The sequence below is a fragment of the Acidobacteriota bacterium genome, from assembly GCA_034211275.1.
Classification (GTDB): Bacteria; Acidobacteriota; Thermoanaerobaculia; order Multivoradales; family JAHZIX01; genus JAGQSE01.
The window spans coordinates 32,654-47,692 of sequence record JAXHTF010000032.1 but is presented as its reverse complement, the minus strand read 5'-3'; the positions used below and the strand labels follow the sequence as shown (position 1 = coordinate 47,692).

The following is a 15,039-nucleotide window of genomic DNA, read 5'->3' as shown; positions in this document are numbered from 1 at the left end:
CCCGGCTCTGGGCCAGCCGCTTCGTCTCGCCCCGGCAGCATGGGGAAGTCTGGGAGGTGGATACTTCCTCCATGAGCCTGTTGCGCACCCTGCGGCTGCCCAAATTCGGCGGCGAGGCCCATCGCGACACCACTGCCTCCGGCCGCGGTGTGGCCAATTATCTGGCGGGGCTGGCGCCGGCTCCGGATGGCCAGAGCCTTTGGGTCGCCGCCAACAAGCCCAACGCCGAGCGCGGCGTCTTCTTCGCCGAGGATCTGGACGAGGACAACAGCGTGCGCAATATCGCGGCGCAGCTGGATCTGGGGAGTGGGGAGCTCGCCCAGGCCATCGATCTGGACAACAGCGACTCGGCCTCGTCGGCGGCCTATTCACCGCTGGGGGACTACCTCTTCGTCACCCTCCAGGGCAACGACGAAGTGGTGGTGCTAGACGCCCTAGTCTTCGATCAGGCCACCGGATTGGGCAGCCTGGTGACCCGCCTCGGTGTTGGCTCGGCACCCCAGGGACTGTGCGTCGACGACTCCACGGATCGGGTCTTCGTCAAGGATTTCCTCTCCCGCACCCTCACCGTGCTCGAAGCTCAGGGGTTGTTCGAGGACGGCAACAAGGTGCTGCCATCGACCACCGTGGCGACGGTGGCGGCGGAGCGGCTGAGCCCCGAGCTTCTGCTGGGCAAGCAGATCTTCTACAACGCCAGCGATCCGCGGATGAGCGGTGAGGGCTACCTCTCCTGCGCCAGCTGCCACGTGGACGGCGGGCAGGACGGCCGGGTCTGGGACTTCACCGGCCGCGGCGAGGGCTTCCGCAACACCACCAGTCTTCGGGGCCGCGCCGGCATGGGCCACGGCAATGTGCATTGGAGTGCCAACTTCGACGAGATCCAGGACTTCGAGAACGACGTCCGCGGTGCCTTCGGTGGCTCCGGCTTCCTCGACGACGGTGATTTCGCCGCTACCGCCGATCCTTTGGGGAGCCCCAAGGCGGGCCTCGACCCGGACCTCGACGCCCTGGCTGCCTACGTCGCGTCTCTGGGGCGGGAGACCGTGCCCCGGAGTCCCCACCGCACCAGCTTCGGGACCATGACTCCGGAGGCGGGGCAGGGCCGCCTGCTGTTCTCCAGCCTCGGTTGTGGCGGCTGTCACAGCGGCTCCGAGCTCACCGACAGCACCCTCGGAACGCCCACCCTCCACGACGTCGGCACCCTCCGCACCAGCTCCGGTGGCCGCCTCGGCGGTCCGCTGCCAGGCATCGACACCCCGACCCTGCTGGGCGTCTGGGCGACCCCGCCCTACTTCCACGACGGCTCGGCGCCGCAGCTGGAGGATGTCTTCCACCGTGCCGGCGGCGAGATTCTCCAGGCGGAGGATGCCCAGCTCAGCGGCGGCGCGTCCGCCACCACCCAATACGTCGACCTCAACAACGACGACACGGTCCACGGCCAGGCCTTCGCCAGCCTCAACCAAGCCGGCGGCACCCTCACCTTCACCGGCATCGACGGCGGTGCCGGCGGGCTCGGCGCTCTGGAGTTCCGTTACAGCCTGGGGTACGCCCCGCGCACGCTGACGGCCCGCCTCAACGGCGTCGAGCACTCCATCCTGCTGACACCGACGGACAACGACCCCCAATGGCGCCAGACCTATTGGGATCCCGCCCGCATCGAGAACGTGACCTTCAACCCCGGCAGCGCCAACACCCTCGAGGTGACGACCCCGGACGCCAACCCCCTCTTCGGTCTCGACGACGTGGTCCTCACCACCCCCATCGAGAACACCGCCGCCAGCCCCCACCGCGTCGCCCTCACCCTCACCCCCACCGAGCAACAAGCCCTAGCCGCCTACCTCCGCCAACTCGACGGCCGCCCCGAGAGCACCGCCTCGCAAATCATCTTCGTGGACAACTTCGAGGCAGGGAATACCTCGGCGTGGACGCGGGTGGTGGGGCCTTGACAGCCCAGGTCACGAGTGTGGGGCCCAGAGTCTCTCCGGGCCGATGGGGTGCTAGGCGAGCATCAACGATCCGACCAACCTGATGCACAAGAAAGAGCCTTTCGGCCGCAAGCTCACCGCCGTGCAGTGCAGGAGGATCCAGGAGACCTTGGGTAGCTATTCGGGATAGCTGGACGGCCTCGACGGATCTTCGGGTGAGGGGGTAGTCCTCAAAGAGGCTGCGAGGGAAAATGGGCTCTCAGGACCGTCTCAAACGATGTATTGAGCCTTTCAGCCAGTGCGGTGGAGCGTCCTCCGTCGGTGGGAGAGTGCTCTTGAATTCTTGACTGGAGGCTCCATGTCCACCGAAGAATCCGTTCCCCCAGCGTCCTCGTCCCCGGGGCGCTGCTGCGACCTGGTGATGAAGGGTGGCGTGACCAGCGGCATCCTCTACCCGCCGGCCATCGCCCGCATCGCCCGGGATTTTCATCTGGTGGGGATCGGCGGGACCTCCGCCGGTGCCATCGCCGGCTGCCTGGCTGCCGCAGCGGAGTATCGCCGCCGAACCACCGGTTCGATGGTGGGCTTCGAGCTGCTGGAGAAGATTCCTCAGGAGCTCTCCGGTGAGAATCTCGCGGCGCTCTTCCGGCCGGACAAGGAGACCCAGCACCTCTTCGGCTTCATCACCCAGGCGTCCCAGCTAAAGAACGCCGGGTGGCTGCGGCGCCTGTGGTGGAAGGCGCGGCTGGTGTGGAAGGCCTTGTGGCACAAGCGGGTCTTGCGGCCCGTGCGGGACAACGGCTTCGGACTGTGTTCCGGCATGGCCCAGGGCTATCGCCGCCGGGAAGGGGACGTGCCTGCCCTCACCGAGTGGCTGGCGGACAAGCTGGACGAGATCGCCGGCAAGGAGGACGGCAGCCCCCTCACGTTCGGTGATCTCCACGGCGCGCCGGTGCCGGAGGTGCTGCAGTCCTGCGTCACCGAGGACTTTCGCTCCATCGACTTCCGCGCCGTCACCACCTGCGTTTCCTTCGGCCGGCCCTACCTGCTGCCCTTCGACACCGGTCTCTTCGCCTTCGACATCGAGGAATGGCGCGGACTCTTCCCGCGCCGCATCGTGGATCACCTGGAGCGTCGTGCCGGCGAAGTGGCTACCGAAACCCGCCGGCAGGACAACAAACTCCCCCTGCCCGGAGCCCGTGACCTGCCGGTGGTGGTGGCGGCGCGCATGAGCCTCAGCTTTCCGGTGCTCTTCTCCATGGTTCCCCTCTATGCCACGAATTACGAAAAGCCCGAGAAGGACCGCTCTCTGGAAAAGGTCTGGTTCAGCGACGGCGGCATCACCAGCAACCTCCCGATCCATTGCTTTGACGCCCTCTACCCCCGCTGGCCCACCCTCGGCATCAACCTCCAATACACCGGTGCCGAAGGTGTTCCGGCGCGGGCCGGTGCCCGCGAGAACTTGCTCTACATGATCCAGCGCCGCAGTGACGGCAGCCGCGATCTGTGGCATCTCTTCGACGGCCAGGGTTCGAGCTTGAAAGATCTGGTGGGCTTCCTCGGTGCCGTCTTCCGTAGTGCTCAGGTGTGGCACGACAACGGCTACCTCAAACTGCCGGCCTTCAAGGATCGGGTAGTGGAGATCTGGCTGCGGCCGGAGGAGGGAGGTCTGAACTTGAAGATGCCCGAGAAGGTGGTCCAAAGGCTGGTCCGCCGCGGCACCGCCGCCGCCGAGATGCTCTGCCAACGCTTTGCCGACCCCCAGCGCACCGACGACCTCTCCTGGCGCATGCACCGCTGGGCCCGCCTGCGTACCGGCCTCGAAGCCTTGGCGGAAGCCCTCCAACACTTCGACCACAACGCCCGCCATCCTCTCGGCGACGACGAGTCGCTCCTCGACTTGCTGGCCCAAGGCAGGACGGTGCCCTACGTGGGCTTCTCCTCCGACGCCGCCGTCACCCGTGCTCACAGCGCGGTGGAAGAGCTCCTCGACTGGATTCAACGCCTCGACCCCACCTCCGACTCCGAAACCCACACCCCCTCCCACCCCTTCGAAGGCGGTCCCCGGCCGCGGGTGGAGATGGCGGTAAGGCCGCGGATGTAGGGGGGGAAGGAGTGGGGGGATTCTCGCCGGGACAAGAGTCTCGGCGTCCCGAACCGGGCTCCGGCCGGCGCTACGGAGTGCAGCTCTGACGGAGGCGCTCGACCTCGGCTTCGAGCTTGGCGAGGAGCTGCTGTGCGCGGTCTCGCTCCGCTCCTCCCTGGGCGTTGAGGTGCCGGAGCCTCTTCAGCTCCGCCTCCAAGCCGAGTAGCCGCTCCAGGAGCTCCGGTTCTTGCTCGATGTTGGCGATGGGGAAGCCGTGGGAGCGGAGGCGGGTCTGCAAGTGCCACCGGCGGAAGGCTTCGTGCTTGCTGTGGCGGTCCCGCGCTTCCAGCACGCCGGGCCGGATCTTGCGCAGCCAATCCATCAGGCGCTGCATGTGGGGACTCTTTTCCGCCGAGGGCAGGCGACGGACGAAGTTGTACTCCTCACCGTTCTTGCGCAGCCACTCCAGCCACTGAACGACCTCTGCCTCCGGCACCCCATCCTGAATCAGGATCTCCCCCAGCAGATAGTGCTCGTGAGCGAGGGTGGTGTTGCACACCGCCGGGTTGTCGGTGTTGACAGAAACCCGCACCCCGCGAGACAGGCGCTTTTCCTTGTCCAGCGTCAGGTTGAAGATGTGGTGCTGGCCGTAGCTCGCCATGGGGCCGATGATGCGGTTGGAGGAGGGATTGGCCTCGACAACGAGCTCGCTCTCGTGGATCAGGCCCTTCATCTTTTCCTCGACTCGCTGGCAGAGGGCCAGCCATTTGTTCTTTTGCGCCTTCATGTCCACGACCAAAGGCACCCTCCCGCGCTTGCGAACCTGGGGATCGATCCAATAGCTGGCCAGGAGAAGGAAAGCGTTGCGGGATCCGACTTGCCGGGAAACGTGACGGCGGACCTTGTCCTGGATCTCATGCCACCTTCGGCTTTCTTCGCAGAAAGTACCCAAGGGACGCATCTTGAGCTCGCCGTGTAGGAGCTGGTTGATGTCGATGGAGTAGGGATCTAGTTGTCGAAGCATCCAGGCGTCCCACAAGGCCAGGGGAGACCAATCCCAGTCCAGCAGGCCTCGTCGAGGAGGCTCTTCCTGCTTCTTTTCCGTGCGTCTGCGGTCCAGGTCGAGAGGATCGTATTTACCGGCCAGGGCGGGGCTGTAGATCTCCCAGCTCAGGCGCTGGATCCGATCCTCCAGCTCCAGCTCACCGACCAAGTTGTCTCCCGGTCCCAGGAAGTGATGGACCCAGACCAGAGTGTCGAGCCATTCAAGGCTGGGGAGAATGGCCTGATAGCCGTTGTGCTTCAGCCAGGCTTCGGGATCCAGGGCAAGGGCCGTGCCGTGCCCGAGGCGGTCGCCGGGACGAGGACTGAGAAACTCCACGACCTCGTGGATGGCGCGGAGGCCGGAGAGCAAGTGCCGGAAGTCCTCACCGACATGGTAGGTCATGCCCAGCTGGCGGCGGTTCGCCAGCTGATGGATGGACTCTCGCAGGTCGTAGTAGGGCGAGTAGCGCTGGCGCATGCCGGTCATGGAGATGGGGTATTCCCGCAGGAATCGGAACACCGGTGCGAAGACCTCCGGCGGGGTCTCCAGCTCGAGATTGCACGCGTCGATCCCGACGACGAAGGGGCTCACCGGGGTCGGTCTGCGGAGCAGGCGGTAGAGACTCATGGCCTCGGCTCGCAGCCTTCGGCGTCGTAGGCCCCAGCGCAGACGGGGAATGGGCGGCCTTATCTCGCTTGAAAAGCTGCGATCTTCTACGCTCTCTTTCTCTTTCTTGAAGTGAACGACGAGGCCGAACTGTTGAATGCGGCGATCTCCTGGACGGGCATAGGCGAGGATCCAAGGCACCAAGTCCTGCGGCGCGCCAGGAGGACCTACTCTTCCCTCTAGTACACGGAGTCCACGCCAGCGACGAAGACGCTCGAAAACCAGCTCGGCTTCCTGTTGATCGGTGACGCCGGCCAGGCGTCGCTGAGAGGAACCATAGTAAGTACGGAAGTGCTGGAGCCCGGTGGTCTGGCCCTGCTGGGTAGCCAGTTGCCAATGATGGGTACGGCAGACGATGTAGCGGAAGAGAGCAGAGTGCAGAAACCGCCGTCGCGGGTCGGGTGTGGGCGCCTCCTCGACTCCCTCGGGAAGAAGACTGGAGAGCTGAACGAGCCGCAAGTGAGACGCGAGGTGGAGCCGATGCACATAGTGGTGGCGTTGCTTCGGCCCTTCGGGAATGTTGCCTGGAAGGCTCCGCTGGTACTGAAGATGGACGAGTCGATACCAGGTCGGGCTAATCCAGCGGAGAAGAAAGCGAAACTCGGGGGCTAGGTTCTGAGAAAGCAGAGAAGTCTCAGTGGAGTTCTCGCCGTTCATGACCGCGTAGCGTATTTCTTCGTCCAATTGGCGGGCGATCTCACGCTCTTCCGCAACACTACGAGCAAAGTAGATGCGGTCCATGAGCCGCAAGAGGCGTTCGGCGCGCGCAGCGAAGCGGTGGGATCGCCGTTTAGGAAGGGGAGCCAGGGATAGTAACAATGCGATGGCCAGAATGCGGCCTGCTGAGAGATTGAGTAAGAGGAGCCGGCTCTCTTCCTCCGACCTACCGCGGATGTTGGTGCTCGAGAGTGGCCGGAGTAGGTTGTCCGCCCAGGTCTCCTCGGCGCTCATCACCGACTTGAGATGAAGATGACTTTCGCTGAGACCCCGCCGGACCACACTTCGCATTCCGAAGGAATTACTTGGTAACAGTGTCACGAGCTCGGGAAGCTCGAGGGCCTGCTCAAAGGTAAGGACCCCCTCTGAGACCATGCGGGCATGTCCGTGCCGCACGATGTGCCCCGCTGGGAGGCGCAAGGCCAGCTCGTGGAGCATCTCCATGCGTCCTTCCCGCACCGCAGGCTCTGGGCCGTTCCAGATGAAGAAGTACTCGTTGAGCTCACGAAAAGCCTGGATCAGATCGTAGTTGGGACTTGCGGAGAGTCGTCCGTAGTGCCGATCCGGAGGAAGCGGCAAGTTCGCGGGCCTGTGCTTGCCGCGGCTGTGATGCCGCCGAGCGCCGCGAACGATGTCGTCGACGTTGTCATAGCTGTAGGTCGGGAGCTCCTTGAGTAGCCAACCTCGCTCTCGTTCTTTGAATGGCCTCGATGCAGAGCTCCAGGTCGCCGGCAAGCGGCTGCCGTGATCCCCTTCTGCCCAAGCGAGGATCGGAGCTACTTGGCCGAGTATCTCGAAAGGAAGAAGGGGACCAGGTAGTGGATTCATCGGTCCGGATCCTTGGGATTGAGCTCGTAGAGGCGGTATCCTGCAGGATCATCCTTGTAGGCTCTTTCTGAGACCTTATCCTCCAGCTTGGGAGACTCTCTAATGTCTGAGTTCTTCAGCCCGAGTTCGACATGAGTCGGCGTTGGTGCCGAGAATTGGTCTGTTGTTGCCCGCTCGATGCAGAGAGTGTCAGGAACCAGAGGCCTGATCACGTCCGCCTCTTGAAGATGCTCCCATCGTTCAAGGGGCAAGCCCAGTCGGGCAAGCCACTTGTAGCGGCTGATCTCTTGACGGTCGAGACCGAGGTCCCAGCTCACGGAATTTGAATGGTTCCCCAAGGTGGCACCTCTGAGTCGGGGGTGGTCGATGGCAACCTCCTCCCGGTACTTTCCCTGATCGATTCCAGCAAATCGCTCCCGGTTCTTGAAGAAGGCCGGACAGGTTAGGAGAAGCTCGAGGATGGGAGGGCAGCCCCGCCAGTACTCTAGAAGAATGTCAGACCAGGTCCCGGCGGCCACGGCAGCGCTCCAGCGAAATACTGTCTCGTCCCTCACGAGTTCTGTTTCGAAGGTCTCGCGAGCCTCTTGGGTACGCTTGTAGCTGCGACACTTGGCTAATCTCCTCCATTCTTCGGGCCGTGCCTGTTCTTCCAGATAGGCGGCGTTGAGGCGAGGCCAGAGGCCGCCGAGGATTGCCTCTCCGTGGATTCTGCGGATGAAACAGTCGGCCCAGCCGAGCCAGGTCTTTCCTGCCGGTAGGGGGTAAATCACATGGTGCCAGTTCAAGGTCAACCACCCTAACAACCTCTCCGCCAATTCCTGCACCGCCTCTTGAATTCCGGGAGAGCTAGGCTCCCACCGCGGCGATCCGTGGAGAAGCATGTCTTCGGTGGAGTTCTGGCTGAGAAGAGATCCCGGGACGAGGGTTGCCAGGCAATGCGAGCGAATCAGTCTCTTGAGCTCGGACGTCAGATGCACCAGCTTCGGCGTTTCTTCATTGAGTTCGAAACCCCGGGTGCCCAGGAGTAACTGGGCCGGATCAGCGTCCTGAGCTGCCAACTCTTTGAGCGCCTCCTCGGTGCTCTCACTCTCCTTGATCGCCAGCTCGAGGACTTCGCCGATGAACCCCAGTCCCCGCCAAAGCGAGAAAGTAGCCCAGTAGCGCCCTCGGCTGTAGCCGGTGCAGCTCCAGACCCGAAGCAGGAGATAGTTGGGCCAGCCGCTGCTAGTGCCACCCCAGACCTGCACCTGCTCTCTCCAGCCTTGGACATTTTGCGCTGATTCTTCCTTTGTTGCTTCGAGAGCTAGTCCTGCAGCACTTCTTTTCTCGATTTCGGCCTTGTCCTTTTGGCTCCTACGCTTCTTGCTCTCAAGCTTTCCTAGGGCGTTTTGGTTGTCCTGTATCGCTTGGTCCAATTGCTCGTAATCGCTAATGAACTGCTCGATCTGCGCCATCTCGAGCGCGTGGCGGTAGCCGGTTGGATTGAGGAAGAGCATGCCGAAACCGAAGATGTTCCGTTTCTGGTCGGCGATGCGGAGGGCGGTGATGGGTGCGTGGCGTAGATCCCATCCGTTGCCATTCATCCGTCCCTTGACGGGCTGACCTAACGGAAATACGTCGGACCAGTCCCGAGCCTTGATCTGGGGCAAATAGAAGCCCAAAGTCACGTTGAGGAACCAAAGCAGCCCCTTGATAGATGGGATGGTCATACGTTGCAGGATTTGATCCCTGTCAGGTGATCGGTCTTTGGGGAAATCCGCATCGACGGATATGGAACTGGAGCTCTCACGCTCTTGCTCAAGGAAAGCCCTGACAGGCAGTTCCTCGTCGCCATAGGGTTCCTCGCCGTTCATCCACGGACGGAAGATGTTGGCCGCTAGAAGCGAGAGAACCTGACTACGCCGGTAGTCCGTGCGGTTGAACCAGCGGTCCACCACTGTGCGGCGCGTAGCCTGGTCTTCCGCCAAGATACGAGCGACGATCACACCTCTAAGCTCCTTGGGTGTCCAGCTGTAGAGATCCTCGAGATGCAGGTTCAATTCTCGGAGGGTGTCCCGGTGCACGTTGAGAAGAGACCAGACGGCACCGTTGAAGAGCGTAGCCCAGGTAGCTCCGATTTCTTTTCCCCAGAGGCGCAGGACAGGAATCCAAAAGCCTATCCAGATGGGGTTATTGGCTCCCTTCTGAGGCCCGCCCGGAAAGATATTCCAAAGCTCCGGTAAACGAAATTTTCTCATGTACTTGAAGTCGCCCTCAGAGTCCGTGTAACCCGTTTCCGGCTTGGTCGGCACGGCTTCGATCCATTTCTCGCAGTTCTTTTCGCTGTCGAACACTCTCCAGTCGCGCCCGAACGAGCCGACTTCCTCGACCAGTCTTGAGTCCAAGCCGGCCAGTTGTGCGACCTGGGGGACTCGGAGCGCATCGATACGGCAATCTGCCATGGCATCCACGACTTGAAACTGACGGCGAAGAGTCGAAGGTCGCAAAGAAGCCCTCACCTGGTGGCTGTCCTCATTGTCAGGGTGACCGAACAAGAGAAAACTCGAGGTGAGAAGAAGCTCGAGTACGTCCATCCGAGGAGGGTTCTCGGGATCCCTTGTTTTTCTCCAGTGCTCTGGCTCGAGGATGAATTGGGCTCGCTGCACCCTGGCCGGCGCGGGGCCGAGCCGAATGCGGTTACGTACGGGGAAACATCGAGCCAGGAACTGGACCGCCATCTTGACGCTCATGGTTAAACGGCCGATCTCGTCCTCGGGTTCACTCGCTCGTTCGCGAAGCTTGCGCTGAAAATGATTCTCGAGCAGCTCTTCCGGCATCCGATCCGTGAAGGCAAAGACCGGTATCAACCGTGGGTGATTGAGGAAGCTCTGGTAGGTCTGGAGTGACTCGAGCAAGTGATCCGGAGACATGTCCAGATCGTCCACCGGCAGCAAGACCGCTTTCGCGCCGAGTTCATCCGCCAACCGGTCGATGAACGTACCCAAGGCATCTCTGAGTCGGAGTCCGCTCGTGTGACGTTCCAGCTTCTGGAGACTCAGTCCCAGTGGGTCATAGTCGCTTTTGCCTTCGGGTTCGTCGACGACGCGAAGGTATTCGTTGACTTCCTGGAAGGCCAGCTGCACTGGGGAGAGTCCCTGCGGGTAACCGTGCTCCCGTTCCTTGGCCCTCGACTGTTCGAGTTCGAGGGCCGCTGCTAGGAAGGCGTAGAGGAATTGGTCCGTGGAACGCCAGGTGGTGGGATCCATGAGAGAAAGGGCAGCAACATCGTTGTCGAGAGCTGACTCGCGGACAGCTTTATCCTTGCGCTCTACGTCATCTTTCAGGGTACGGAGCAGACTGCTTTTGCCGGAACCGGAGGGACCGAAGATAGCGATGGAGAGGTGGGGAAGACTCTCGGATGGAACTCGCTCTTTACTCGACTTGCGCTGTTCCGCTTCCCAGGACTCTATGGCATGGACTTGCCGACCCAGAAGCCGGTAGATCCGCCGAAGCTCGTCCTTCCAAAGATTGCTCCGGTCTCGAAAGGCCCGCGGCGCCCGGGACCGTGAGAGATCGATCTCATAGTGACCGTGAGGGCGCTCACGGCGCCCGCGGTCTCGTTCATCGTAGCGCTCAGTCATGGCAGTAGCCTCGTTTCTTCAGCTGGTCGTTCAGCCATTTGGACTGTCTCTTTGTTTTCCTGTATTCCTTGACGACGAGCTTGCGCCAGCAGGCCACGCAGAGCACCGTGATTGCGAGCAGAAAGAAGGTGCAGGAAAGTTTCTGGAACCAGTGCTCAGGTCCCACGTCTGCTCGGGTGATCCATAGGATGAAGAGGCTGACGAGCAGGGCTACTGAGTTGCAGGCGGAACCCCGGCAGATGCGCAGACGACTGCGTCCGTATTCCAAGTCCTCCCAAAGCCCTTTGCCGTAGTACACCATCAGCCGGCGAGCGTTATAGAAGGCCTCCTTGCTTTCGAATTCCTCGTCGCGGTATTGCTTGTCCCAACGGTCGAAGAACCAATCCGCGAGGCGGTCCACCACGATTCCCAGCACGTAAACCAGCGACAGCATCGGCAGCAAAAGCTCCCAAGAGGTGAGGCGCTCAGCCACTCGTGGGACCTCCCATCCGAAGATGGCGGCGCCGAGGACTAGGAGCCAGGCGAAGGCGCCGAAGCCGATGACGAGGAGCTCGGCGAAGATTTGGGTCGTGGTCATGGTCTTCCTCCGCGGAAAAACGAGGGCTTCCCGGTGCAGCCGTTGGGCCGATGCGTGCTAGGCCCCGAAGGAGTGGAGGAAGTTCTTCCTCCTCGCCCTGGAGGCGCCAGCACGGGATGGGAGCCGTGATTTGAGTCGGTGTGTCGAAGCTCTGTTGCCGGCGGTGGGGGTTCGGGAGACAGGCTGAGAGAGATCGTCACATAAGCAAGAGCGAATCTGATGCGGTTCAGGGATCACCTCACCATCGCCGCCGGCGGATGACCTGAGGGCCAAAGCGACGTACAATCGCAGCTCGATGGGCATGACGAGCACCGGCCGGGGCGGGAAGCTTCGGGCTGGCGACACGATGGGTTGGGGTTGCTCCACCGAGGGAAGGTGGAGAGGCTGGGGCGTGGAGGCGTGGTGAGCGACTTCGAAGGGCCCCGGACCACCGGGTCGTTTCGGCTCTCCGCGGTGCTGGGCACCGAGGGACCGATGGTGGAGGCGGCCATCGTCACCTTGCTCAACAGCGATCTGGTGGGCAGCACACGGCTGGTGGAGGAGTTGGGGGACCAGCGGGCGTCGGAGGTCTTCGTGCGCCATGACCGCCTGGCGCGGGATCTGCTGCTGGCCTTCCACGGGCTGGAGATCGACCGCACGGATGGCTTCTTGATGCTCTTCGAGCGGCCGGTGGAGGCTTTGGGCTTCGCCCTGCGCTATCACCGCGAGCTGGAGGCGCTGCACGAAGAGTTGGGGGTTCCGCTGGCGGCACGGGTGGGGATCCACCTCGGCGAGGTGGTGATCAAGCGCAACGAGCCCGAGGACGTCGCCCGCGGCGCCAAGCCCGTGGAAGTGGAAGGGCTCGCCAAACCCATCGTCACCCGGCTTGGCAACCTCGCTCAGGGAGGGCAGACCCTGCTCACCCAGGGGGCCTACGACCTCGCCCGCCGTGCCGCGGTGAGCGCCACCAACCTTCCTGACGACCTGGACTGGGCCTCCCACGGCCTGTATCGGCTAGCGGGGGTCAACGATCCGGTGGAGATTTTCGAGGCGGCCGCCGCCGGCGGTGGGCCGCTGCAGGCGCCGCCGGATTCCACCAAGGCCCGCCGAGTGGCTTCCGCCGGATCGTCCCGACGGCTGTGGGGGATCGCCGGAGCGCTGGTGGTGGCGGCGCTGGTGGTGTTGGGGCTGGTGATGGGATGGGGCTCGGGAGGCGGCCGAGACGGGGAGACCGCCGGTGAGAGAACCGGCTCCGCGGCAACTGCCGGAGAGGCAGGTTCGGAGGCCGTCCAGGACATCCTGGTGAGCGAGCGGGTGATGGTGATTCCGTTCGAGAATCGCACCGGGGATCCGGAGCTCGACTCCCTGGGGGTGATCATCGCCGACTGGTTGACCCAGGGGCTGAGCCGGGCGGGGACCGTGGACGTGGTGCCAATGGACTTGGCGGTGCGTTCCGCCCGCTTCGTACGAGAGCAGGAGGGCGCTCCCCAGGGGCCGGCGGATCTCTTCGCCGTCGCCCGGGAGACCCGCGCCGGCACCGTCGTCTCCGGGGCCTATTACAAGAGTGGGGAAGAGCTGATCCTGCGGGCTCAGATCACCGATGTGGCCGGGGGCAAGATGCTCTCCGGTCTCGATCCCCTGCGCACGCCGGTGGCGGATCCCATCGGGGTGTTGGAGGATCTGGAGCAGGCGGTTCGAACCGGTGTGGCGTCTCACCTCGATCCTCAGCTGGCGCAATTCGGCAACTTGGTCACCCGGCCGCCCAGCTACGAGGCCTACGAGGCCTACGTGGTGGGCATGGAGCGCTATTGGCAGCTGGACTTCGAGGGTGCCATCGAAGCTTTTGCCTCTGCTGCGGAGATCGCGCCGGAGTTCGCTACCCCGCAGCTGGTGGCGGCCAGCGCGCACCTCAATTTGGGGCGCTGCGATCAGGTGCAGACCATCGTCGAGAACCTCCAAGGACAGCGGCGGTCCCTGGCGCCCCACGACCGCCTCTACCTCGACTGGCTCGACGCCCGCTGCCGCGGTGACCGCAACCGGGCGGTGGAGGTGGCGCGGCAGGCGGTGGAGCTGTCGCCTCAGTCTTCCTGGGCGCAGACCCTCGGGGTGGACGCGCTACAGGCCAACCGCCCGGCGCTGGCGGCGCGGGTGCTGGCGCCGCTGGACACGGACCGCGGGCTGCTCCGGGGCTGGACCGCCCATTTCTTCTACCTCACCGGTGCCTGGCACCTCATCGGCGATCATGCTCGGGAGCTGGAGGATGCCCAGCGGGGCCGCCGTCTCTATCCCACCTCGGTGCACGCGGTGTTGGGCGAGGTCCGGGCGTTGGCGGCCCTGGGCAAAGTGGACGAGCTCTTCGACCTGCTGCGAGAGGCGGAATCGTTCCCCCGGGAGTTCGTCAGCACGCCGGGGAGTGCCATGACGCTGGCGGCGCTGGAGCTGGAGGCTCATGGGCGGCCCGAAGCGGCGCAGCAGGCTGCCGGAATGGCGGTGGATTGGTATCGCCGGCGGCCGGCGGAGCAGGCGGAAGATCCCTTCTATCAGGAGGGCTTGGCGCGGGCGCTCTTCGCCGCCAAGGACTACGACGAGGCGGAGCAGGCCTTTCGCCGGCTCGCCGAGACCTCCGGTGAGAGGGTGGACGTGCAGGGATTCTTGGGCGTCTTGGCGGCCCGTCGTGGGGATCCTTCGGTGAGCGACACCCTGGAGAAGCTGCGCAGCATCGGTCAGCCCTATCTCTTCGGCAAGCAGCATTATTGGATGGCGGCGATCTCGGCCTGGCGGGGAGACTCGGACGGTGCTCTCCGGGAGCTGCGCCAGGCGGTAGCGGCGGGTCACCCCTTCGAATGGCCGGAGCTGCACCCCCACGTGGATCCCATCTGGCGCCCGCTACGGGACGATCCAGCCTTTCTCGACTTCATCGAGCCTCGGGGGTAGCGAGTGGTGCCGAGGGCGATGCTATAGTCTGATCGTTGTCGATCTACGAAATCAGCAGTCTGTGGCAGAAGTCGAAGGACGCTGCGAGCGGCTTTCCTGTGGCGGATGTTCGAGGAGGGAGCCGGGCGAGCTTCGTCTCGCTGGCTCTTCCGGTTCAATCTTCCGCTGCGGCGGCCCCAATCATCGCCTGAGCCACACCACGGATTGCCCATAACCACCGTCGGCGCCTAGAGGACGAGCCGAGTCGGGGATAGGCTCACTGAGCGAGACTGCCCCGCTCGTTTGAGGGCGGCCTCCCCCAACGCTTGCGACCGTGAGATCGCAGCCTTCTGACCGAGAGGAAGGGATAGAAGTATGTCCAAGGAACACGCAGACAGTTTTCTCCAGGCCATCGACGAGGATCCGGAGCTCTACCAGAAGATGGCGAAGATTCGGGATCAGATGCAGCAGGAAACCATGGCCCTGGCCCAAGAGCATGGCTATGAGGTGACCCCGAAGGAGCTCAAGGCGGCTCTGGAGGACAAGCTGGGCACCGATCTGCCGGACATCGCCGAGAACGGTGGCGCGGATCCGACCACCTGCGTGGTGCCGTTCTCCGAAGCTCCCGGCCGCTGACGGCCCGCGCCGTAAGCCGACCGAGAGTAGGCCCCTGCCGGGAAGAC

At 63.6% G+C, this 15,039-nt stretch carries 8 protein-coding genes; 5 read left to right on the top strand and 3 right to left on the bottom strand.

Translation table 11 applies throughout. From position 1 onward, the window contains the following. Nucleotides 1–1,946: hypothetical protein (locus SX243_07860; protein MDY7092871.1), on the top strand; the 1,946-nt coding region annotated here is incomplete at its 5' end. A gap of 337 nt (nt 1,947–2,283) precedes the next feature. Next, nucleotides 2,284–4,029 carry a patatin-like phospholipase family protein gene (locus SX243_07855; protein MDY7092870.1) on the top strand — a complete coding sequence of 582 codons (1,746 nt, stop codon included), beginning with the start codon at nt 2,284–2,286 and terminating at the stop codon, nt 4,027–4,029. 70 nt (nt 4,030–4,099) lie between these two features. Here the strand turns inward: SX243_07855 and SX243_07850 are convergent, their stop codons facing one another. Further along, nucleotides 4,100–5,683, bottom strand: a complete 1,584-nt coding sequence (locus SX243_07850) for a hypothetical protein (protein MDY7092869.1) — start codon at nt 5,681–5,683, stop codon at nt 4,100–4,102. Nucleotides 5,684–5,959: 276 nt separating this feature from the next. Here SX243_07850 and SX243_07845 point away from each other — a divergent pair, with 276 nt between their 5' ends. After that, nucleotides 5,960–6,334, top strand: coding sequence for a hypothetical protein (locus SX243_07845; protein MDY7092868.1), 375 nt, complete (start codon nt 5,960–5,962; stop codon nt 6,332–6,334). A 929-nt stretch (nt 6,335–7,263) separates the two neighbouring features. Here SX243_07845 and SX243_07840 read toward each other — a convergent pair. After that, on the bottom strand, nt 7,264–10,887 hold the full coding sequence (locus SX243_07840; GenBank protein ID MDY7092867.1) for a hypothetical protein: 3,624 nt from the start codon (nt 10,885–10,887) through the stop codon (nt 7,264–7,266). After that, nucleotides 10,880–11,464, bottom strand: coding sequence for a hypothetical protein (locus SX243_07835; GenBank protein MDY7092866.1), 585 nt, complete (start codon nt 11,462–11,464; stop codon nt 10,880–10,882). The genes SX243_07840 and SX243_07835 overlap by 8 nt, the downstream gene beginning before the upstream one ends. Nucleotides 11,465–11,866: 402 nt before the next feature. Here SX243_07835 and SX243_07830 point away from each other — a divergent pair, with 402 nt between their 5' ends. Beyond that, a complete protein-coding gene (locus SX243_07830) occupies nt 11,867–14,377 on the top strand; it encodes a hypothetical protein (GenBank protein ID MDY7092865.1) in 2,511 nt (836 codons plus the stop codon). A gap of 354 nt (nt 14,378–14,731) precedes the next feature. Further along, nucleotides 14,732–14,992 carry a Nif11-like leader peptide family natural product precursor gene (locus SX243_07825; protein MDY7092864.1) on the top strand — a complete coding sequence of 87 codons (261 nt, stop codon included), beginning with the start codon at nt 14,732–14,734 and terminating at the stop codon, nt 14,990–14,992. Nucleotides 14,993–15,039 lie beyond the last annotated feature (47 nt).

Coding starts and splice junctions, on each gene's coding strand:
- SX243_07825 (MDY7092864.1), top strand. CDS start 14,732: ATGTCCAAGGAACACGCAGACAGTTTTCTCCAGGCCATCGACGAGGAT.
- SX243_07850 (MDY7092869.1), bottom strand. CDS start 5,683: ATGAGTCTCTACCGCCTGCTCCGCAGACCGACCCCGGTGAGCCCCTTC.
- SX243_07835 (MDY7092866.1), bottom strand. CDS start 11,464: ATGACCACGACCCAAATCTTCGCCGAGCTCCTCGTCATCGGCTTCGGC.
- SX243_07840 (MDY7092867.1), bottom strand. CDS start 10,887: ATGACTGAGCGCTACGATGAACGAGACCGCGGGCGCCGTGAGCGCCCT.
- SX243_07855 (MDY7092870.1), top strand. CDS start 2,284: ATGTCCACCGAAGAATCCGTTCCCCCAGCGTCCTCGTCCCCGGGGCGC.